General features: G+C 65.0%; 13 protein-coding genes. 1 reads left to right on the top strand and 12 read right to left on the bottom strand.

Going from position 1 to position 16,581, the window contains the following annotated elements; translation table 11 throughout:
* Positions 1–70: 70 nt before the first annotated feature.
* From P9228_RS21415 to P9228_RS21390, 6 genes are all read right to left on the bottom strand, one after another.
* Positions 71–802: a helix-turn-helix domain-containing protein gene (locus P9228_RS21415; protein WP_095781781.1), complete on the bottom strand. Its 732-nt coding sequence runs from the start codon at positions 800–802 to the stop codon at positions 71–73.
* Positions 803–990: 188 nt separating this feature from the next.
* Positions 991–1,776, bottom strand: a complete 786-nt coding sequence (locus P9228_RS21410) for a glucose 1-dehydrogenase (protein ID WP_127240607.1) — start codon at positions 1,774–1,776, stop codon at positions 991–993.
* A gap of 12 nt (positions 1,777–1,788) precedes the next feature.
* A complete protein-coding gene (locus tag P9228_RS21405; RefSeq protein WP_278055424.1) occupies positions 1,789–2,553 on the bottom strand; it encodes an SDR family oxidoreductase in 765 nt (254 codons plus the stop codon).
* 108 nt (positions 2,554–2,661) lie between these two features.
* On the bottom strand, positions 2,662–4,170 hold the full coding sequence (locus P9228_RS21400; RefSeq protein WP_278055422.1) for a sugar ABC transporter ATP-binding protein: 1,509 nt from the start codon (positions 4,168–4,170) through the stop codon (positions 2,662–2,664).
* A gap of 27 nt (positions 4,171–4,197) precedes the next feature.
* Entirely contained in the window at positions 4,198–5,136 is a 939-nt protein-coding gene (locus tag P9228_RS21395; protein ID WP_127246469.1) for a sugar ABC transporter substrate-binding protein, read from the bottom strand.
* A gap of 113 nt (positions 5,137–5,249) precedes the next feature.
* The gene (locus P9228_RS21390) at positions 5,250–6,236 is read right to left on the bottom strand and encodes an ABC transporter permease (protein WP_066989390.1); all 987 of its coding nucleotides are present in this window, start codon (positions 6,234–6,236) and stop codon (positions 5,250–5,252) included.
* A 239-nt stretch (positions 6,237–6,475) separates the two neighbouring features.
* On the opposite strand from P9228_RS21390, the gene P9228_RS21385 reads away from it, so the two are divergent.
* Positions 6,476–7,438, top strand: coding sequence for a sugar-binding transcriptional regulator (locus P9228_RS21385; RefSeq protein ID WP_066988921.1), 963 nt, complete (start codon positions 6,476–6,478; stop codon positions 7,436–7,438).
* A 1-nt stretch (position 7,439) separates the two neighbouring features.
* Here P9228_RS21385 and P9228_RS21380 read toward each other — a convergent pair whose 3' ends face one another.
* The 6 genes from P9228_RS21380 to P9228_RS21355 form a co-directional block, all read right to left on the bottom strand.
* Positions 7,440–8,927 (bottom strand): FGGY family carbohydrate kinase, encoded by a 1,488-nt coding sequence (locus P9228_RS21380; RefSeq protein WP_278055420.1) that lies wholly within the window; start codon positions 8,925–8,927, stop codon positions 7,440–7,442.
* Positions 8,928–9,048: 121 nt separating this feature from the next.
* The gene (locus P9228_RS21375) at positions 9,049–10,371 is read right to left on the bottom strand and encodes a homoserine dehydrogenase (protein ID WP_278055417.1); all 1,323 of its coding nucleotides are present in this window, start codon (positions 10,369–10,371) and stop codon (positions 9,049–9,051) included.
* A gap of 324 nt (positions 10,372–10,695) precedes the next feature.
* Complete coding sequence (locus tag P9228_RS21370; protein WP_278055416.1) at positions 10,696–12,717, bottom strand: ABC transporter ATP-binding protein; 2,022 nt, start codon at positions 12,715–12,717, stop codon at positions 10,696–10,698.
* Positions 12,710–13,594 (bottom strand): ABC transporter permease, encoded by an 885-nt coding sequence (locus tag P9228_RS21365; RefSeq protein WP_067327775.1) that lies wholly within the window; start codon positions 13,592–13,594, stop codon positions 12,710–12,712. The genes P9228_RS21370 and P9228_RS21365 overlap by 8 nt, the downstream gene beginning before the upstream one ends.
* Positions 13,591–14,529: an ABC transporter permease gene (locus P9228_RS21360; protein ID WP_278055482.1), complete on the bottom strand. Its 939-nt coding sequence runs from the start codon at positions 14,527–14,529 to the stop codon at positions 13,591–13,593. Before P9228_RS21360 ends, P9228_RS21365 begins: the two co-directional genes overlap by 4 nt.
* An 85-nt stretch (positions 14,530–14,614) precedes the next feature.
* Positions 14,615–16,279 (bottom strand): ABC transporter substrate-binding protein, encoded by a 1,665-nt coding sequence (locus P9228_RS21355; RefSeq protein ID WP_127216429.1) that lies wholly within the window; start codon positions 16,277–16,279, stop codon positions 14,615–14,617.
* Positions 16,280–16,581: the final 302 nt, after the last annotated feature.

The following is a 16,581-nucleotide window of genomic DNA, read 5'->3' as shown; positions in this document are numbered from 1 at the left end:
CCACGGAAATGCTTCGCGAGGTCGGACCTTCGACGAATGCGTCACCGAACGATGTCCGGGTTCGGGTTGGTCAGGTCGTGCTGTTCTGCGGATAGCAGATGATGGAGAGATAGCGCATCGGCAGCTGTGTCAGTTCTTCCGGCCCATGCGGCGCATCGGCGTCGAAGAACAGGCTGTCGCCTGGCTTCATCGGATAGAGATTGCTGCCGTGCCGGTATACGACCTCGCCCTCGAGCATATAGAGGAACTCCATCCCTGCATGCTGGAAAGTCGGGAACACGTCGGAGTCCTCGGTCAGCGTGATCAGATAGGGCTCGACGACCACGCCGCTGGTGTTGGCGCCGATATGGCCAAGCAGATTGTACTGGTGGCCGGCGCGTGTGCCGCGCCGCTCGACGTCGACGCCTTCGCCGGCCCTGACGAAGACGGCGGCGCGCTCTTCCTCGAAGCGGCGGAAGAAGGCGGTGACCGGCACGCCGAGCGCCCGCGACAGCGCCTGCAGCGTGGTTAGCGACGGCGAGGTGATGCCGTTCTCGATCTTCGACAGCATGCCCAGCGAAATGTCGGTGGCGGCCGCGAGATCGGCGACGGTGATGCCGAGCTTCTTGCGGAAGGCGCGCACCTCATGGCCGATCGCTACCTCCAGCACTTTCTCGCGCGTGTCGCGGACGGCGTGCGGATTCTGCGTCAGCGGCGCGCGGATGGTTCGCACGGTTCGCCCGTCCGCCGAGACGCTCTTCGGCAACGGCTTGGCTTGGTCGCTCGCGCCGGAAGGCTTGGTGTCGGTCGTCTTCTTCGCCATGGCGCCCCTCAACTTTCCGCCGATTTATTTCACTCGAGGTGAACATATTCGGTGGCGATACAGGAGCGCAATCACGGCGGCAAGCCGTCTTATGTCGCAGAACCTGCGATGAAATCGGCTGTCGCCATCCGGCTGCCTGGGTCGCAGTGAGGCTGGCGCCGCGGTCACTCAACGCATCGCAGGCCTTCTCACGACATGATCAGGCCGCCGTCGACATTGATGGTCTGTCCGGTGATGTAGGCCGCGTCATCGCTGGCGAGAAAGCTGACGAGGCCCGAGACGTCTTCGCCGCTGCCGGCGCGGCCCATCGGGATGTTCTTCACCCATTCCGCCATCAGCTCGCCCGGCTTGTAGTCGCCGAGCAGCTGGCCCCATGCGGTGTCGTTATAGGCCCACATGTCGGTGTCGATGATGCCGGGGCAGATGGCGTTGACGGTGATCTTTTCCTTGGCCACTTCCTTGGCCAGGCTCTGCGTGATGCCGACAACGCCGAATTTCGAGGCGGCGTAATGCGGCGTGTAGATGAAACCCTGCCGCGCCTGGCCGGACGCGGTGTTGATCAGCCGGCCGCCTTGGCCGTGCTTGCGCATGCGCGCGATCGCTTCCTGGCAGCACAGAAACACGCCTTTCGTGTTCACCGCCATCACCTTGTCCCACTCGGCTTCCGTCAACGCTTCGATCTTGGCGATGGTGATGACGCCGGCGTTCTGCACCGAAATGTCGACTCGACCGAATTCATTCTCGGCGAGATCGTAAAGCGCTTCGACCTCGTCCTTCTTCGTCACGTCCATGCGCATCGAGGCGACCTTCGCGCCCGCAGTCTTCAGGCCGGCGGCGACCTCGTCGACGCGCGGATCAATGGCGCTGATCACGACCGCCGCACCTTCCGCCGCGAAACGCTTCGCCATGGCCGCACCGATACCGCCGCTGGCGCCTGTGACGATTGCCGTCTTTCCTTCGAAACGCTTCTGCACTTTTTCTTTCTCCTACCAGCAGACGAAGCCGCCATCGACGATGAGGTCGATGCCGGTGACGAAACTCGCGGCCCGGCTCGCCAGGAACACGGTCGGCCCGACCATTTCCTCAGGCGTCGCCATGCGGCCCATCGGCGTGTCGCGCTCGAAGATTTTGACCTGCTCGGCGACCTCCGGCCGCTTGTTCATCGGCGTCAGCGTGTAGCCGGGGCTCACCACATTGACGCGCAGGCCGCGATCGGCCCACTCCATGGCGAGGCTCTTCGACATGTGGATCACCGCCGCCTTGGACGAATTGTAGTGCGCCTGGGTCAGGCCGCGGTTGACGATCGAGCCGGACATCGAGGCGATGTTGATGATCGAGCCTTTGCGACGGGGCAGCATGACGCGCGCCTCGGCCTGGCAGGACAGGAACACGCCGCTTACATTGACGTCGTAGAGCTTCTGCCACTTCTCCATCGGCAGCGTCTCGGCGGGTTCGGCACCGGCGACGCCGGCATTGTTGACCGCGATCGTCAGCGCGCCGAGTTCCTTTTCGACGCGTTCGACCGCTGCCGCGAGATCGCTCTGCGATGTGACAGTTCCGGTCAGCACCAGCGCCTTGCGGCCGAGCGCCCTGATCTTGTCGGCCGTGTCTTCCAGCCCGCCCTTCGAGCTGTGGCCGAAACAGGCGACATCGGCGCCGGCTTCCGCCAGACCGATGGCGATCGCTTGACCGATGCCGCTGCCGGCGCCCGTCACCAGCGCCACGTCGCCATCAATATCGAACAGTTTCATCTTTCTCCCTCTCCCTGAAAGAAGGGGCGCCAGCCCTGCTGGCGCCCCGCGCGGTCCGGTGCTTGGGAGGCTATCACCTGCTGCGCTTTATTCCCATCTGCCGTGCCCTCAGCTCGTGGCGAGTTCCATCACGGCGACATTGCTTGCTTCGTCGCGATCGAGGATGCCGCGCTGGCGGCCGCGGCTCAGCACCAGAACCCGGTGCGAAAGCCCCAGCACCTCCTCGAGATCCGAGCTCACCACCACCACGGCCATGCCCGAGCGGGCAAGGTCGGCGATGACATCGTAGATCGCCGCGCGCGCGCCAACGTCGATGCCGCGCGTCGGCTCATCGAGGATGAACACCTTGGGCGGCCGCGACACCCATTTGGCGATGATCACCTTCTGCTGGTTGCCGCCGGAAAGTTTTGAGACCGCCTGGTTCGGCCGACCCTTGACGCCGAGCCTCGATATGCCGGCCTCGGCGAACCTCTGAACCGCTTTGGGAAACACCCAGCCCTTCGGTGCGACATGATCGAAATTGCCGATGGCGAGGTTCTCGCCGATCGTCTGCTCCAATACGACGCCCTGTTCCTTGCGGTCCTCCGGCACCAGCACGACGCCGGCCCTGATCGCCGCCGCGGGGCCGCTGAGATGAACAGGCTGGCCCGCGACCCGCACCGCGCCGGACGAGATTGGATCGGCGCCGGCGATCGCCCGGACCAGTTCGGTGCGGCCGGCGCCGATCAGCCCGGCGATGCCCAGGATTTCGCCCGATTTCACCGCGAACGAAACATTGTTGAAGCTACGCTCCGGCGAGGACAGGTTCTCGACTTCGAGCACTGTCTCGGTACCCGGCGCCGACAGCTTCGGGAACATGCGTTCGACGCTGCGTCCGACCATCTGCTCGACGACCGTGCGCACCGGGATGTCGGCGCGCTCGTGCCGGGCGACGATGCGGCCGTCGCGCATTACCACCACACGGTCGGCGATCTGAGCGATCTCGTCCAGCCGGTGGCTGATATAGATGAAGGACATGCCTTCGGCCTTGAGCTTGCGGATTTGCTTGAACAGCAGCTCCGTCTCCTCGCCGCCGAGCGCGGCGGTCGGTTCGTCGAGGATCAGAAGCTCGGCATTCAGCGTCAGCGCCTTGGCGATCTCCACCTGCTGCTGTGCCGCGACGCGCAGCGTGCGCACCTTGCGCTCGGGCGAGACGTCGAGGCCGAGGCGCTTCAATTGCGCCGAGGCCTTCGCGTTCATGGTTGCCCGGTCGATGCGGCCGCCCCGCATCGGCAGCCGCCCGACATAGACATTCTCCGCCACCGATAGGTCCGGCAGCAGCTTCAATTCCTGATGGATCATGCCGACGCCGGCCTCGATGGCCGCGGCGGGATTGGCGGGGGAATAGGGCCTCCCCCGCCAGATGATGGTGCCGGCATCAGGCTTGGTCGAACCGGCGATGATGTTGGACACCGTCGACTTCCCGGCACCGTTCTCGCCGAGCAGCGCCACGACCTCGCCCGGCCGCACCTCGAAGCTCGCATCGGCCAGGACCTGCACCGGTCCGTAGCTCTTGCAGAGGCCGTTGACGAAGAGCCCGTTATGCGGGCCTTCGCTATGGCGAGGTTCAGTGGACATCGTGGCGCTCTCTCAACGGTTGCCGCCTTACGGATGCTTCTCGATGAATTGCGAGACATTGTCCTTGGTGGTCAGCGTCGCGTCCTGCAGTTGCTCGGCCGGCAGCTTCTCGCCCGCCACGATCTTGATCGCCGAGTCGACGGCGAGCCGGCCCATACCTTGCGTCTGCTGCGTCGCGGTGACGTCGAACACGCCCTCCTTCAGCGCCTTGAGCGCCGCAACGTCGCCGTCGAAGCCGGCGATCCACACCTTGTGGTCGGGGTTGGCGACCTTGACCGCCTGCGCGGCGCCCAGAGCCAGCGCGTCGGCCTGGCCGAAGATGATCGAGACGTTCGGATGGGCCTGCAGCAGGTCCTGCGCCAGCTTGAAGCCTTCGTCCTGGTGCCACTGATCGCTCCAGAGCTCGCCGACCACCTTGATGTCCGGATAGGCCTTGAGCGCCTCGCCGCAGCCCTTGGAGCGGTCGACTTCCGGCGTCGTGCCCTTCTGGCCATGAATGATCACCATCTCGCCCTTGCCGCCGGCCTGCTTGGCGATGTAGTCGCACACGCCCTTGGCCGAGTTGACGCTGTCGGTGGCGATGAAGGTGTCGCCGGGCGCGCCGTCGGCGTTGCGGTCGACATTGACCACCGGGATGCCGGCGGCCTTCGCGGTCTTGGTCGGCACCGTCGCGGCGGTGGCGCCGGCCGGGATATAGATCAGCGCGTCGATGTTCTGGGTGACGAGGTCCTGCACCTGGCTGACCTGCGTGGCCGAATCGCCCTTGGCGTCGACGGTGATGACCTCGATGCCCTTCTCCTTGGCATAGGCTTCGACCGACTGCTTGATCTGGTTGAAGAAGTCCGCCTGCAGATTGGCGACGGCGAGGCCGAGCTTCTTGGCGTCCTTGGCCGAGGCGGCATCGGACAGGCCGAGCAGCGGGACGATGGCCGCGGCCGCAAGCAGCAGTGAACGTTTGGTCAGCATGTTTTTCCTCCGTTGGTGTTCGATCTGTCCGCCTGCGCATCGCGGCGCCCTCGGCCGGACAGTCCCAGTCTCGGATCGACCGATCCGTTCCGCCCGGACATCCGGGCGAATTCCTATTGGCGGCGCCGCCGCCAGGTATCGGTGGCAACCGCCAGCGCGATCACCACGCCGATCACCACCTGCTGGATGAAGGGTGACACGCCGAGCAGGTTGAGGCCGTTGCGCAGCACGCCGATGATGAGAACGCCGATCGCCGTGCCGCCGATCGAGCCGATGCCGCCGGAAAGGCTGGCGCCGCCGATCACCACCGCGGCGATCGTGTCGAGCTCGTAGCCGACGCCCGAACTCGGCTGCACGGAATCGAGCCGGGCCGCGAGCACGATGCCGGCCAGTCCCGCCAGCAGTGCGCAGATTGCGTAGACCCAGTTGGTCAGCGACTTCACCGGAATGCCGGAGAGGCGGGCAACCTCGGCGCTGCCGCCGATCGCGTAGAGGCTGCGGCCGGTGGCGCGGTAATTGAGGAAGATCGCGAAGACGATCGCCAGCACGATCATCAGCCCGACGGTGACCGACAGGAAGCCGAAGTGGCGCACGATCGAGAGGTTGGTGAACCAGTCCGGAAAGCCGACGATCTGCGAGCCGTCGGTGATCATGTTGGCGAGGCCGCGCGCCACCGACATCATGGCAAGCGTCGCGATGAAGGGCGGCAGTTTCGTCACCGTCACCAGCAGGCCCGACACCAGGCCGCAGAGGGCGGCGACGACGAGCGCCGCGGCGATGCCCGCCGGGACGCCGAGATTGAGATAGTCGGGATAGGCGACATAGCCCATCACCATCGAGGCCAGCGCCAGCACCGAGCCGACGGAAAGGTCGATGCCGCCGATCAGGATGACCAGCGTCATGCCGATCGCCATGATGCCGAGGACGGTCACCTGGTCGAGCACGTTGAGGATATTGCGTACCGTCAGGAAGGTGTCGGTGGTCAGCGCCAGCGCCAGGCACAGCAGCACCAGCCCGATCAGCGGTCCCATCGTTCCGGCAAACAACGCCGAAAGCTTCGCACCGGAAGCGGCCTGCGCGGCGCCGGTGCCAGCCTTCAACTCGCTCGTCTCGTTGCTCACGGCCACTTGGTCTCCTCCGTCAGCGGGCAGGCGTGCCTTGCCTTCCGCTCTTGTTCACCAGGCATCCTCCCTTGTGAACAATTTATCTTTGATCTGCAATTTTGTTCAGCTAAAACGTTCATCAGAAAATTGTCAAGTGCCGCGCAGCCATTCGGCGGCAGTTTGCGTGAACCGACAGTTTGCCATAGGGAAGTCGAGCGCATACGGAGGCATAAAGCATGGCGGTGATCGAGAACGACAAGGTCTCGCGTTTTCCGGATGCCGAGCTCAAGGCCCGAGCCGCCTGGCACTACTATGTCGAAGGGCTGACGCAGGAGCGGATCTCGGAGATCCTCGGCGTCGGCCGTATCAAGGTGCACCGGATTCTGTCGGCCGCGCGCGAGGAAGGCGTGGTCCAGTTCCGCATTCGCGACAGCGTCGTCGAATGCGTGCAGCTGGAGGAAAGCCTGAAGCAGCGCTTCGGCCTCAGCCAGGCGGTGGTCGTGCCGTCGGCCGCCGACCGGAGCAACGCGCCACTGATGATCGGCCATGCCGCCGCCGCCTATCTCGCCGACAACGTCAATCCGGGCGACGTTATCGCACTGGGTTGGGGCAGGACGCTGAAATTCGCCATCAACGAATTGCCCAGGCGACCGATCGCCAGGACCACCGTGGTCTCGATGCTTGGCGGCCTCACCCATGCGCAGCCGCTCAATCCGACCGAGAGCGCCTGGGAATTCGCCGAGAAGATCGGCGCCGAATGCTATCTGCTGCCCGTGCCCGTCTATGCCGACAGGCCGGAGCAGCGCGATGCCTTCATGAGCCAGCGCAGCGTCCAGGATGTGGTCTTTAGGGCGCGGCGCGCCAACATCGCCGTGCTCAGCGTCGGCTCCTTTTCCAACGACAGCCCGATCGCCAATTACGGTTTCATCAAGCCCAGCGAATTGGAGGAATTGCAGGCGGCGGGCGCGGTCGGCGATATCCTCTGCCACTTCATCGATGCCGAGGGTCGCATCGTTGACCATGAGGTCAACCGCCGCGTCTGCGCCTACCCGCTGCAGGATCTGTCTGACATTCCGACCACCATCCTGGTGTCGGGCGGGCGGGAGAAGATCGCCGTCATGCGCGCCGCACTTGCGAATACGAAGGTCTCGGTGCTGATCACCGACGAAGACGCGGCCAAGGGGCTGCTTAGCCGGTAGTTCAGGTAATCGCGCCGAGCCGCGTGTGGATATCGCGTGTCGCGTGATAGAGATCACGATAGACTTCTTTGCGCGCGCGGTAGGTCGGAACAAGCGCCTCGACAGGATCGACCTGGCGTGCCGGCCGTGCCGCCATCGCCTTTGCCGCCTCTTCCGGTGACGCGAACCAGCCGATTGCCGAGGCCGCGAGCATGGCGGCTCCCAGCGACGCTGCTTCGTTGACCGGCGAGACGAAGAGCGGGCGCTCGAGCACGCTCGCCATGATTTCCAACAGCAGTGGGCAATTGGTGCCGCCGCCGGCCGCGATCATCGCGTCGGCCTTGCCGGTCTGTTCCTCCATTGCCTCGGTGGCGATCGCCTGCTCCAGCGCTATGCCCTCCAGCACCGCGCGGAAGAGATGCCTTGGCTCGTGATCGAGCGACAGGCCGACGATGGCGCCGCGCGCCGAGCCGTCCCAGTAAGGGCTCATGACGCCGGCCCAATAGGGCATGACGAGCAATCCGTCGCTGCCTGGCGCGACATCCTTCGCAGCCTTCTCCAGCACCGCGGCCGAAGGCGCGCCGGTGGTGCGCACGATCCAGTCGACCAACTGCATGCCGGAACGCAGCACCGTCTCCAGCATGAAGCCGGAGCCGGTCGGCGAAACCAGCGTGCGGAATGCATCCGACGTTGTCACCGTACCGGAATAATTTCCGCTGACGACGCCTGAGCCCAACGACAGATAGCTTTTGCCGGGCCCGTAGACTCCCATGCCGAGGCCCATTGCCTGGCCGTCTCCGGCGCCCGCAATAACCGGCGTGCCGGCCTTCAGGCCGATCGCCGCCGCGACGCTTTCCGACAACGTGCCGCAGACCGCGCCAGGGGCTGCGAGCTCCGGCAGTTGCTCCGGCCGCAGTCCCGCCGCCTCGACCAGCCTCGGGTGCCAGACGCCATGCGCGATGTCCAGCAGGCCGAGCGGATCGGCGCTCGCCGTGCTGGTGACGAGTCGCCCGGTGAGCCGGTGGACGAAGAAGGCGTGCACGTCGACCAGCGCGGCCGCTTCCGCCAGCGTCTGCGGCCGGTGCTCCGTCAGCCAGGCCAAAGCGTAGAGCGCCGGCGTCGGGTCCGGCGGCTTGCCGCTCCAGTCGCGGATCGCCTCGCGGCCGAGTTCTTCCGAAAGCCGCGCCACCTGGCGGCGAGCGCGTTCGTCGAGCCACAATATGGCGGGGATGAGCGGCTTGCCGGCGTTGTCGATCAGCGTGAAGCTCTCGCGCTGGTGCGCGATTGAGATGGCTTTAACGCGTGAGGCATCGATCGCCTTGGCGACGTGTTGCAGCGCCGACAACAGCGCCGCCCACCAATGCTCGGCCTCCTGCTCGAAATGGCCGGGCGCCGGATTGGACAGCGGATAGGTTTCGCGTGCCTGGAAAAGCTCCGAGCCGTCGCGCGCGAAAGCGATCGCCTTCACGGCGGTCGTCGAGGCGTCGATCCCGATTACCACATCGTCCATCAGGCTGGGATCCGGAGGGTTAGAGCATGTCGCGCAAAAGTGTGCAGCGGTTTTGCGAAAACGACATGCATAAAAAAGGACCTAAAGCGCGTCGCCTGGATCCGATTCCGCGCGACGCGCTTTAGGCCGCGTTGGTTACGAACCGTCCGTCCGACTGGTCGAGACGACGGCGGATCTGGGTTATCACCATCGAATCGTCGGGTACACAGTTTTCATAGGTTAGGAAGTCGCCGGCCTTGACCGGCTTCACCACCTTGGCACGTTCAGCAAGCCCGAGCGGCAGCGCGCCCTTGGCGCGCGCGTCTTCCCAGGTCATGGCGAAGCCGCGGTAGTCGTTCTCGCCGATCATGCCGAGCGACTGGCCGGTGCCGAGATTGGTCTTGGCCACCGCCACCGCCTCGGCCACCGGATGGTCGAGCGGTTCCATGTCGGCGCGCTTGTAGACCACGGCGCGCGCCGCCGACAGCGGCACTTCCAGGCTGGTGAGGTGATAGGGCCGGAAGATCGTGAAATAGGGGCCCCTGCCGACCTTGAGGTCGATCATGCGCTCCAGCACGCGCGGATGCTTGGTTTCGATGATGCAGAACACGCCGGGCGCGACGCCCTTGCCGATCGAATAGTCGACAACGCCCTTGCGATGAAGCACGCCGCCATCCTCGCGCGGGCAGAGCACGCTGGCTAGTTCTTCTAGCGTCGCGGTAGGGCCGTGCATGCCCGGCACGTCGGGCACCAGTCCCGTCGCGTTGGCGATCGCCACCATCTCGATTGCCGTCTTCGAGCCGTCGACGAACTCGACCAGCATGCGCGCATTCATGTTGCGCTCGGCCGCCTCCTTCTCGTAGCCGGCCGGCACGGCGTCGAACTTCAGCGGATTGTTCTTGCCCTTGCCGGCGGCAACGATATTGAAGCCGAGGCTTTTGGCGAAGCCGATGATCTCGAGCGTGCAGGCAGGCTCGTCGCCGGCCGCACCTGTGTAGACGACGCCGGCCTTGCGCGCCTCTTCCTTCAGGAACCGGCCGATGGTGATGTCGGCCTCGACATTGAGCATGACGATATGCTTGCCGTTCTTCATCACCTCGAGCGCGAACAGCGTGCCGATGTTGGGATTTCCGGTTGCGTCGATGATCACGTCGATGCGGCCGGCGGCGGCGAGCGCATGCAGGTCCTCGGTGACCGCGATCTTGCCGCCCTCGATGGCGCGATCAATGGCCGGGGCATTGGGCGCCTGCACAATATCGGAACGATCATGGCCGGCCAGCAGCGCCGCATCGATCGCCGCCTGCGGCCTGACCTCCGAAATGGCGCCGATGCGCATGCCCGGCATGAGTGCGACCTGAACGACGATATCTGTTCCCATCTGTCCGGCGCCGGCGAGACCGATGGTGATCGGTCCTTGTTTCTCAGCGCGCTGCAGGAGTTCCGCTGCGAATTGCGGATGGGACATGTCGCTTCCTCCGGTCCTTGGCGCCGCCCGCGCCGCGATCACTCTTTGAACATTCCTATGACCGTTTGAAAAATATTTCAACCGCCATTTCGGCGGTCGTCTTAGGAATGAGCTAAAACGAGGCTCCGAGACGATGCGGGGCGGGGGGAGATCCGGCAGGATCGAGGCGCGAGGGAACCCCTATGCGGCGAAACGAGGTTTGCCGCCCGGCGGACGCCGTGGACGTCGCTGACGGAGGGCCGCGCCGGTGTCAGCGCGCTTGCCGCCCTTGCGCCAGCCATCGGCGCAGCGAATCCAGCAGGCGTTGTCGTTTGCTGGCGGCGACTATGCCGGCTCCACGGCCTTCGGCTTCTGCAGCCTTGCCAACTCCGCGAAAGGAATATGGCAGCGGATTGTGTGCCCGGGCTCGGCCTCGCTTAGTTCCGGCTCCTGCGTCTCGCAGATCGCGCCGATCTTGCGCGGGCATCTCGTGTGGAAAACGCAACCCGTGGGTGGGTTGGCCGCGCTCGGGATTTCGCCGTCGAGGCGGATGCGCGAGCTTTCCGTCCGGTCGAGTTTCGGAACGGCCGACAACAGAGCTTCCGTGTAAGGGTGATGCGGGCCGGAAAACACCGCTTCCGACGGTCCGAACTCCATGATGCGGCCGAGATAGAGCACCGCGATCTTGTCGGACAGATAGCGCACCACGCCGAGGTCGTGCGAGATGAAAATGTAGCTCACATCCTGCTTCGACTGCAGGTCGGCCAAGAGGTTGAGGATCGCCGCCTGCACCGACACGTCGAGCGCCGAGGTCGGCTCGTCGCAGACGACGATGCGCGGATCGCCGGCGAAGGCGCGGGCGATCGCCACGCGCTGCTTCAGACCGCCCGAAAGCTGCCGCGGCTTGACGGCGAGATGCCGGTCGGTGAGCCGCACCGAGCGGACGAGCTCTTCGAGGCGCGCTTCCAGCGACTTGCCGGTGAGCCCGCCCAACCGCTTCAAAGCGCGGCTGAGGATATGCCGGATCGAATGCGAACGGTTGAGCGCCGAATCCGGATTCTGGAAGACGATCTGCACCGCCTTGACCTGGTCCTCCGAGCGGCTGGCAAGCCGCGGCGCCAACTGCTTGCCCTCCAGTTCGATGCTGCCGCCCTCGTCCGGCGGCACGAGGCCGAGCAGCAGCCTCGCGAAGGTGGTCTTGCCGCTGCCGGACTCGCCGACCAACCCGAGCGTCTCGCCGGGCCGGAGGCTGACTGAAACGTCCTTCACCGCCCTCAATGCACGACCATGGCTGGCATAGGTCTTGTTCAGCCCCTCGACCTGCAGCACGGGCGGTGCGTGCTTCGGCGCGACGGCGGCAATCTCGGCGGGTGTCGCGCGCGGCAGCGACTGCGCCTTGTCGTGATAGTGGCAGCGCGACAGCCGGCCGCCTCCAAGCTCATAGAGCGGCGGCGGCTCGGTGCGGCAGCGCTCGGTCGCCAGCGCGCAGCGGTCGGCGAAGGCACAGCCGACGATCGTGGCGCCGATGCCGGGCAGGAAGCCGGGGATCGTGTCGAGCCGGCCCTGGTCCTTGCGCTGGCCGCCGCGCGGCAGGCAGCGCAGCAAAGCGACCGTGTAGGGATGGCGCGGATCGTTGAAGACGTCCTTCGTCGAGCCTTCCTCGACCAGCATGCCGGCATAGAGCACGCCGACCCGGTCGCACATGTTGGAGACCACGGCGAGGTTGTGGCTGATGAACAGGATTGAGGCCGAAAGCTCGCGGCGCAGTTGCGCGATGAGGTCGAGCACTTCGGCTTCGACCGTCGCGTCGAGACCCGTCGTCGGCTCGTCGAGGATCAGCATCGAGGGGTCGTTGGCCAAGGCCATGGCGATCGCCACGCGCTGCTGCATGCCGCCGGAAAGCTGGTGAGGGTAGCGCTGCATGACACTGGCCGGATCCGAGATGCGCACAAGATTGAGCATCGCGATCGCCTTGTCGCTCGCCGCCTGTCCCGACATGCCGGCAAGCTCGAAGATCTCGGTGAGCTGGCGGCCGATGCGCAGTGATGGATTCAGCGCCTTGCCGGGATCCTGATAGACCATGGAGACACTTTCCGCGCGGGCGCGTCTGAGCGCCTCGGCATCGAGCTTCATCACATCCTGGCCGTCGAGCGCGATCGAGCCGCCGGTGATCGAGCCGTTGCGCGGCAGGTAGCGGACCACGGACAGCGCCGCGGTCGACTTTCCGCAGCCGGATTCGCCGACCAGCCCATAGGCCTCGCCGCGGCCGATCTTGAAGCTGACATTGCGCAGCACCGCCCGGTTGCGGCGCCCGACGCGATAGGCGACCGAGAGATCGTTGAGCTCGAGCGCGTCCCTGTCAGTCATTGAACGCTCCATGGACGCCGTCGGCCACCAGGTTGACCCCGATCACCAGCGAGGCGATCGCCAGCGCGTCGAACAGCACCGTCCACCAGAACCCGCCGCCGATCATGCCGTAATTGCTGGAGATCGAGAGTCCCCAGTCGGGCGAGGGCGGCTGGATGCCGAAGCCCATGAAGGAAAGCGTGGCGACGGCGAAGATCGCATAGCCCAGACGCACCGTCGTCTCGACCAGGATCGGCGGGATCACGTTGGGCAGGATCTCGACGAACATCGTGTGCAGCGCGCCTTCGTGGCGAAGTTTTGCCGCCGCGACATAATCGAGCTCGCGTTCGGCCAGCACCGCCGAGCGCACCGTGCGGGCGATGATCGGTGCGAAGCTCAAGCCGATGACGACGATCACGGTGATCTTGGAGGTGCCGAGCGCGACGATGGCGAGCAGTGCGATGATCACCACCGGGATCGCCATGAAGGCTTCGAGGATACGGCTGACGATATCGTCGACGATGCCGCGGAAATAGCCGATGACGAGCCCGAGCGCGGTGCCGGCAATGGTCGCCAGAATCGTGGCCAAAGGTGCCACCGTCAGGATATCGCGCGAGCCGACGATGACCCGCGAGAAGACATCGCGGCCGATCTGGTCGGTGCCGAACCAGTGCTCGGCCGACGGTGGCGCCAGCGCGTTGATGATGTCGTCGGCAAGCGGATCGTAGGGGACGAAATGCTCGCCGAACAGCGCGCAGACGATCCAGAGCAGGACGATGCCGAGCCCGGTGAGGAAGGTTCCCGATCGCAAGAGCGAATGCAGCACCTCGCCCCAGGGGCTGCGCTGTGTCGCGGCGTCCGGCGTTGGCAGGTTAGCGGGTGTGTCTGTCGCGCTCATTGCTCCGCTCCCAGCCGGATGCGCGGATTGAGCACCGAATAGAGGAAATCGGCGATCAATGTGGCCACCGCATAGACGATGCCGATGGTGAGGATGCCGGCCTCGAGCATCGGAAAATCCTTGCCGCGCGCGGCGGTGAAGATCAGCGAGCCGATGCCTTGGTAGCGGAACAGCGTCTCGATCACGACAAGGCCGCCGATGAGGTAGCCGGTCTGGGTTGCGATGACGGTGATGGTCGGCAATAGCGCGTTGCGCAGCACATGCCGCCAGATCACCGTGCGCCACGGCAGACCTTTAAGCACCGCGGTGCGCGTATAGTCGGAATCGAGCGCCTCGATCATCCCCGACCGCGCCATGCGAGCGATATAGCCGAACAGCACCAGAAACAGCGGCAGCGACGGCAGGATGAGATAATAGAGCTGGGTGAAGAAGCCGGCACCCTTCGGCCAGGCCGCCGCGATCGGCAGCCAGCGCAGCCAGACGCCGAAGATCAGGATCAGGATGATACCGGTGACGAACTCGGGCAGCACCGTCACCGACAGTCCGCCGAGGCTGATGATGCGGTCGAGCGGCCGGTTGAGGTTGAGCGCGGCGATCACGCCGCCGAGGATGCCGATCGGCACCACCAGCACGAAGGCGACAAGCGCCAGCTTCATCGAATTACCCAACGCGTCGATGACGAAGGGCGCCACCGGTGCGCGGAAAATGTAGGACGTGCCCATGTCGCCATGGAGAAAGTTCCAGATCCAGCTTCCGTACTGGACGAGCAGCGGCCGGTCGACGCCGAGCGAGTGGTTGAGCGCGTCGACGGCGCGCTGGTCGGCAAACGGCCCCAATATCGCGCGCCCGACATTGCCGGGCAGCACCTGGCCGCCCAGGAACACCATGACGCTGAGCAGGAACAGCGTCACAAGCGACAGAGCCAGGCGCCGGATGAGGAAGCCGAGGATGACGAATACTCCTATTGGAGCCGGCTCTCCGTCGAGAGCCGGCTGTCAGGGATAAGCTTGCTCCCTCGCGTCAGGCTTTCGAAGCCTTTTCGAGGAACAGCTGCGACATCGCGGTGGGCTGCACGCCCGCCACGCCTTTCGCCGTCGCCGTCAGATAGTCGTAGAAATAGCCGAAGATCACCGGCGTTTCCTCGAGCAGCAGCTTCTGGATCTTGCCGGCTGCAGCCTTCTGCGCCTCGAGGTCGAGGGCCGCGATATAGCTGGTCGCCAGCTGGTCATAGTCCTTGTTCTTGAAATGCGCGGCATTCCAGGTGCCCTCGCTCTTCAATGGCGCCGCGAGATAGACGTTCGGCACGCCGCGGTGGCCGTAGTCGGTGATGCCCATCACCGAATCCAGCCAGTTCGATTTGCCGAACACGGCATCGCCGTAATAGGCGCTCTGGTCGAGGATGTTGAGCTCGAGCTCGATACCGATCTCCTTGACCCAGTTCTGGATCAGCTGCGCGTATTCGGGGATTTCCAGATAGCGCTCGGTGGTCAGCGTTATTTTGAACCCCTTGCCGGCGCCGGCCGCTTCCATCAGCTGCTTGGCCTGCGCGATGTCCTGCTCGCGCTGCGGCACGCTGGTGTCCGTCGACGGATAGACCCCGGCGAATGGGCTGTCATTGCCCTCCTGGGCGCGGCCTTTCATCAGGCCGGCGACCAACTTCTTGCGATCGATGCTGAGCGCGATGGCGCGGCGTACCCGCGGGTCCTTCATCGGACCGTCGTCGCAGCGCAGATGCAGTTGCTGATGCGCCGACGATTTCAGGCTGATGACGTTCACGTTCGGATCGCTGAGGACGGCGACGCCCGCCAGCACCGGCATCTGATTGATGATGTCGATCTGGCCGCCCTGCAGCGCCAGGATCTGCGGCTGGATATCGGTGAAGAAGGTGAATTCGGTGCGCTCCGGCAGGGCTTTTTCGCCCCAGTAGTTCTCATTGCGAACGAAGGAGGCGCCGACTTTGGGCGTGTACTTCTCCAGCTTGAACGGCCCGGTACCGTCGAAGCTCTTTTCGTAATCGCCCTTGTAGCTCGCCGGGATGATGACGGCGTTGTAGTTGTCGGACGACAGCATGTAGGGGAAGTTGCCGTTCGGCGCGTCGAGGTGGAATTCCACCGTGTAGTCGTCGACCTTCTTGCTGGCGCCCTTCGAGAGGATGCCGCTGAACACCGACAGCGCGTTGGAGGAGTTGGCGGGATCGGCAAGCCGGTCGATGCTGGCCACCACGTCCTCGGCCTTCATCTCGCCGCCTGAGTGGAACTTGACGCCCTTGCGCAGCGTGAAGGTCCACACCGAGCCATCGGCATTCGGCTTCCAGCTTTCGGCGAGTGCCGGCTTGAGCACCAGGTCGGGGCCGTCGACGCAGAGGAATTCGGCTACCTGCTGCATGACGAGCAGGCCGCCGGCGTCGGCGATGGTGACCGGGTCGATCGCGGCGGCCGGCACGCTGCTGCCGACGCGGATGGTAGCGCCCGGCGCGCCCTGGGCGCGGGCAAGCGAGGGCGCGGCGCCGAAGCCGGCGGCCATGCCGATGCGGCCGAGAAGCGGCAGCGACAGGCCGAGCAGGCTGCCGTGGCGCACGAAATCGCGGCGGCTGACGCGGCCGTCGATGAGGCCGTCGATGAGGTGATTTTCGAGCGGCGTGCGGTTGCGCCGGATGAGGTCGAGGACGCGGTAGTTCTTGCTCATGGGTCTAAACCCTTTCCCCAGTTCTTGTGGTTGGCGAGTGCATTCCGGTTGACGACGTTCCGTGGAGTTCTCCGGTCCCGGCCATCGTCAAGAATTCAGTCGAACGAACTGTAACATGCAGTTTGGTCCGGTCCATCCGCTCCTTGAAGCGGAAAAGTCAGATTTTCTTGATGCATGCCTAGCTCGGGCGTGCAGCCCCGATCGAAATCGTGGCCGCCTCGATTCGATATTTGCCGGTCTCCTTTCCTTTTGGCGATCTCCCAGTTCAGCTCAGCGAAAAGCCTGCTAGCGCGATCGGCGTT

Source organism: Mesorhizobium sp. WSM4898 (assembly GCF_029625845.1).
GTDB lineage: Bacteria > Pseudomonadota > Alphaproteobacteria > Rhizobiales > Rhizobiaceae > Mesorhizobium.
This window is presented reverse-complemented; position numbering and strand designations above follow the sequence as displayed.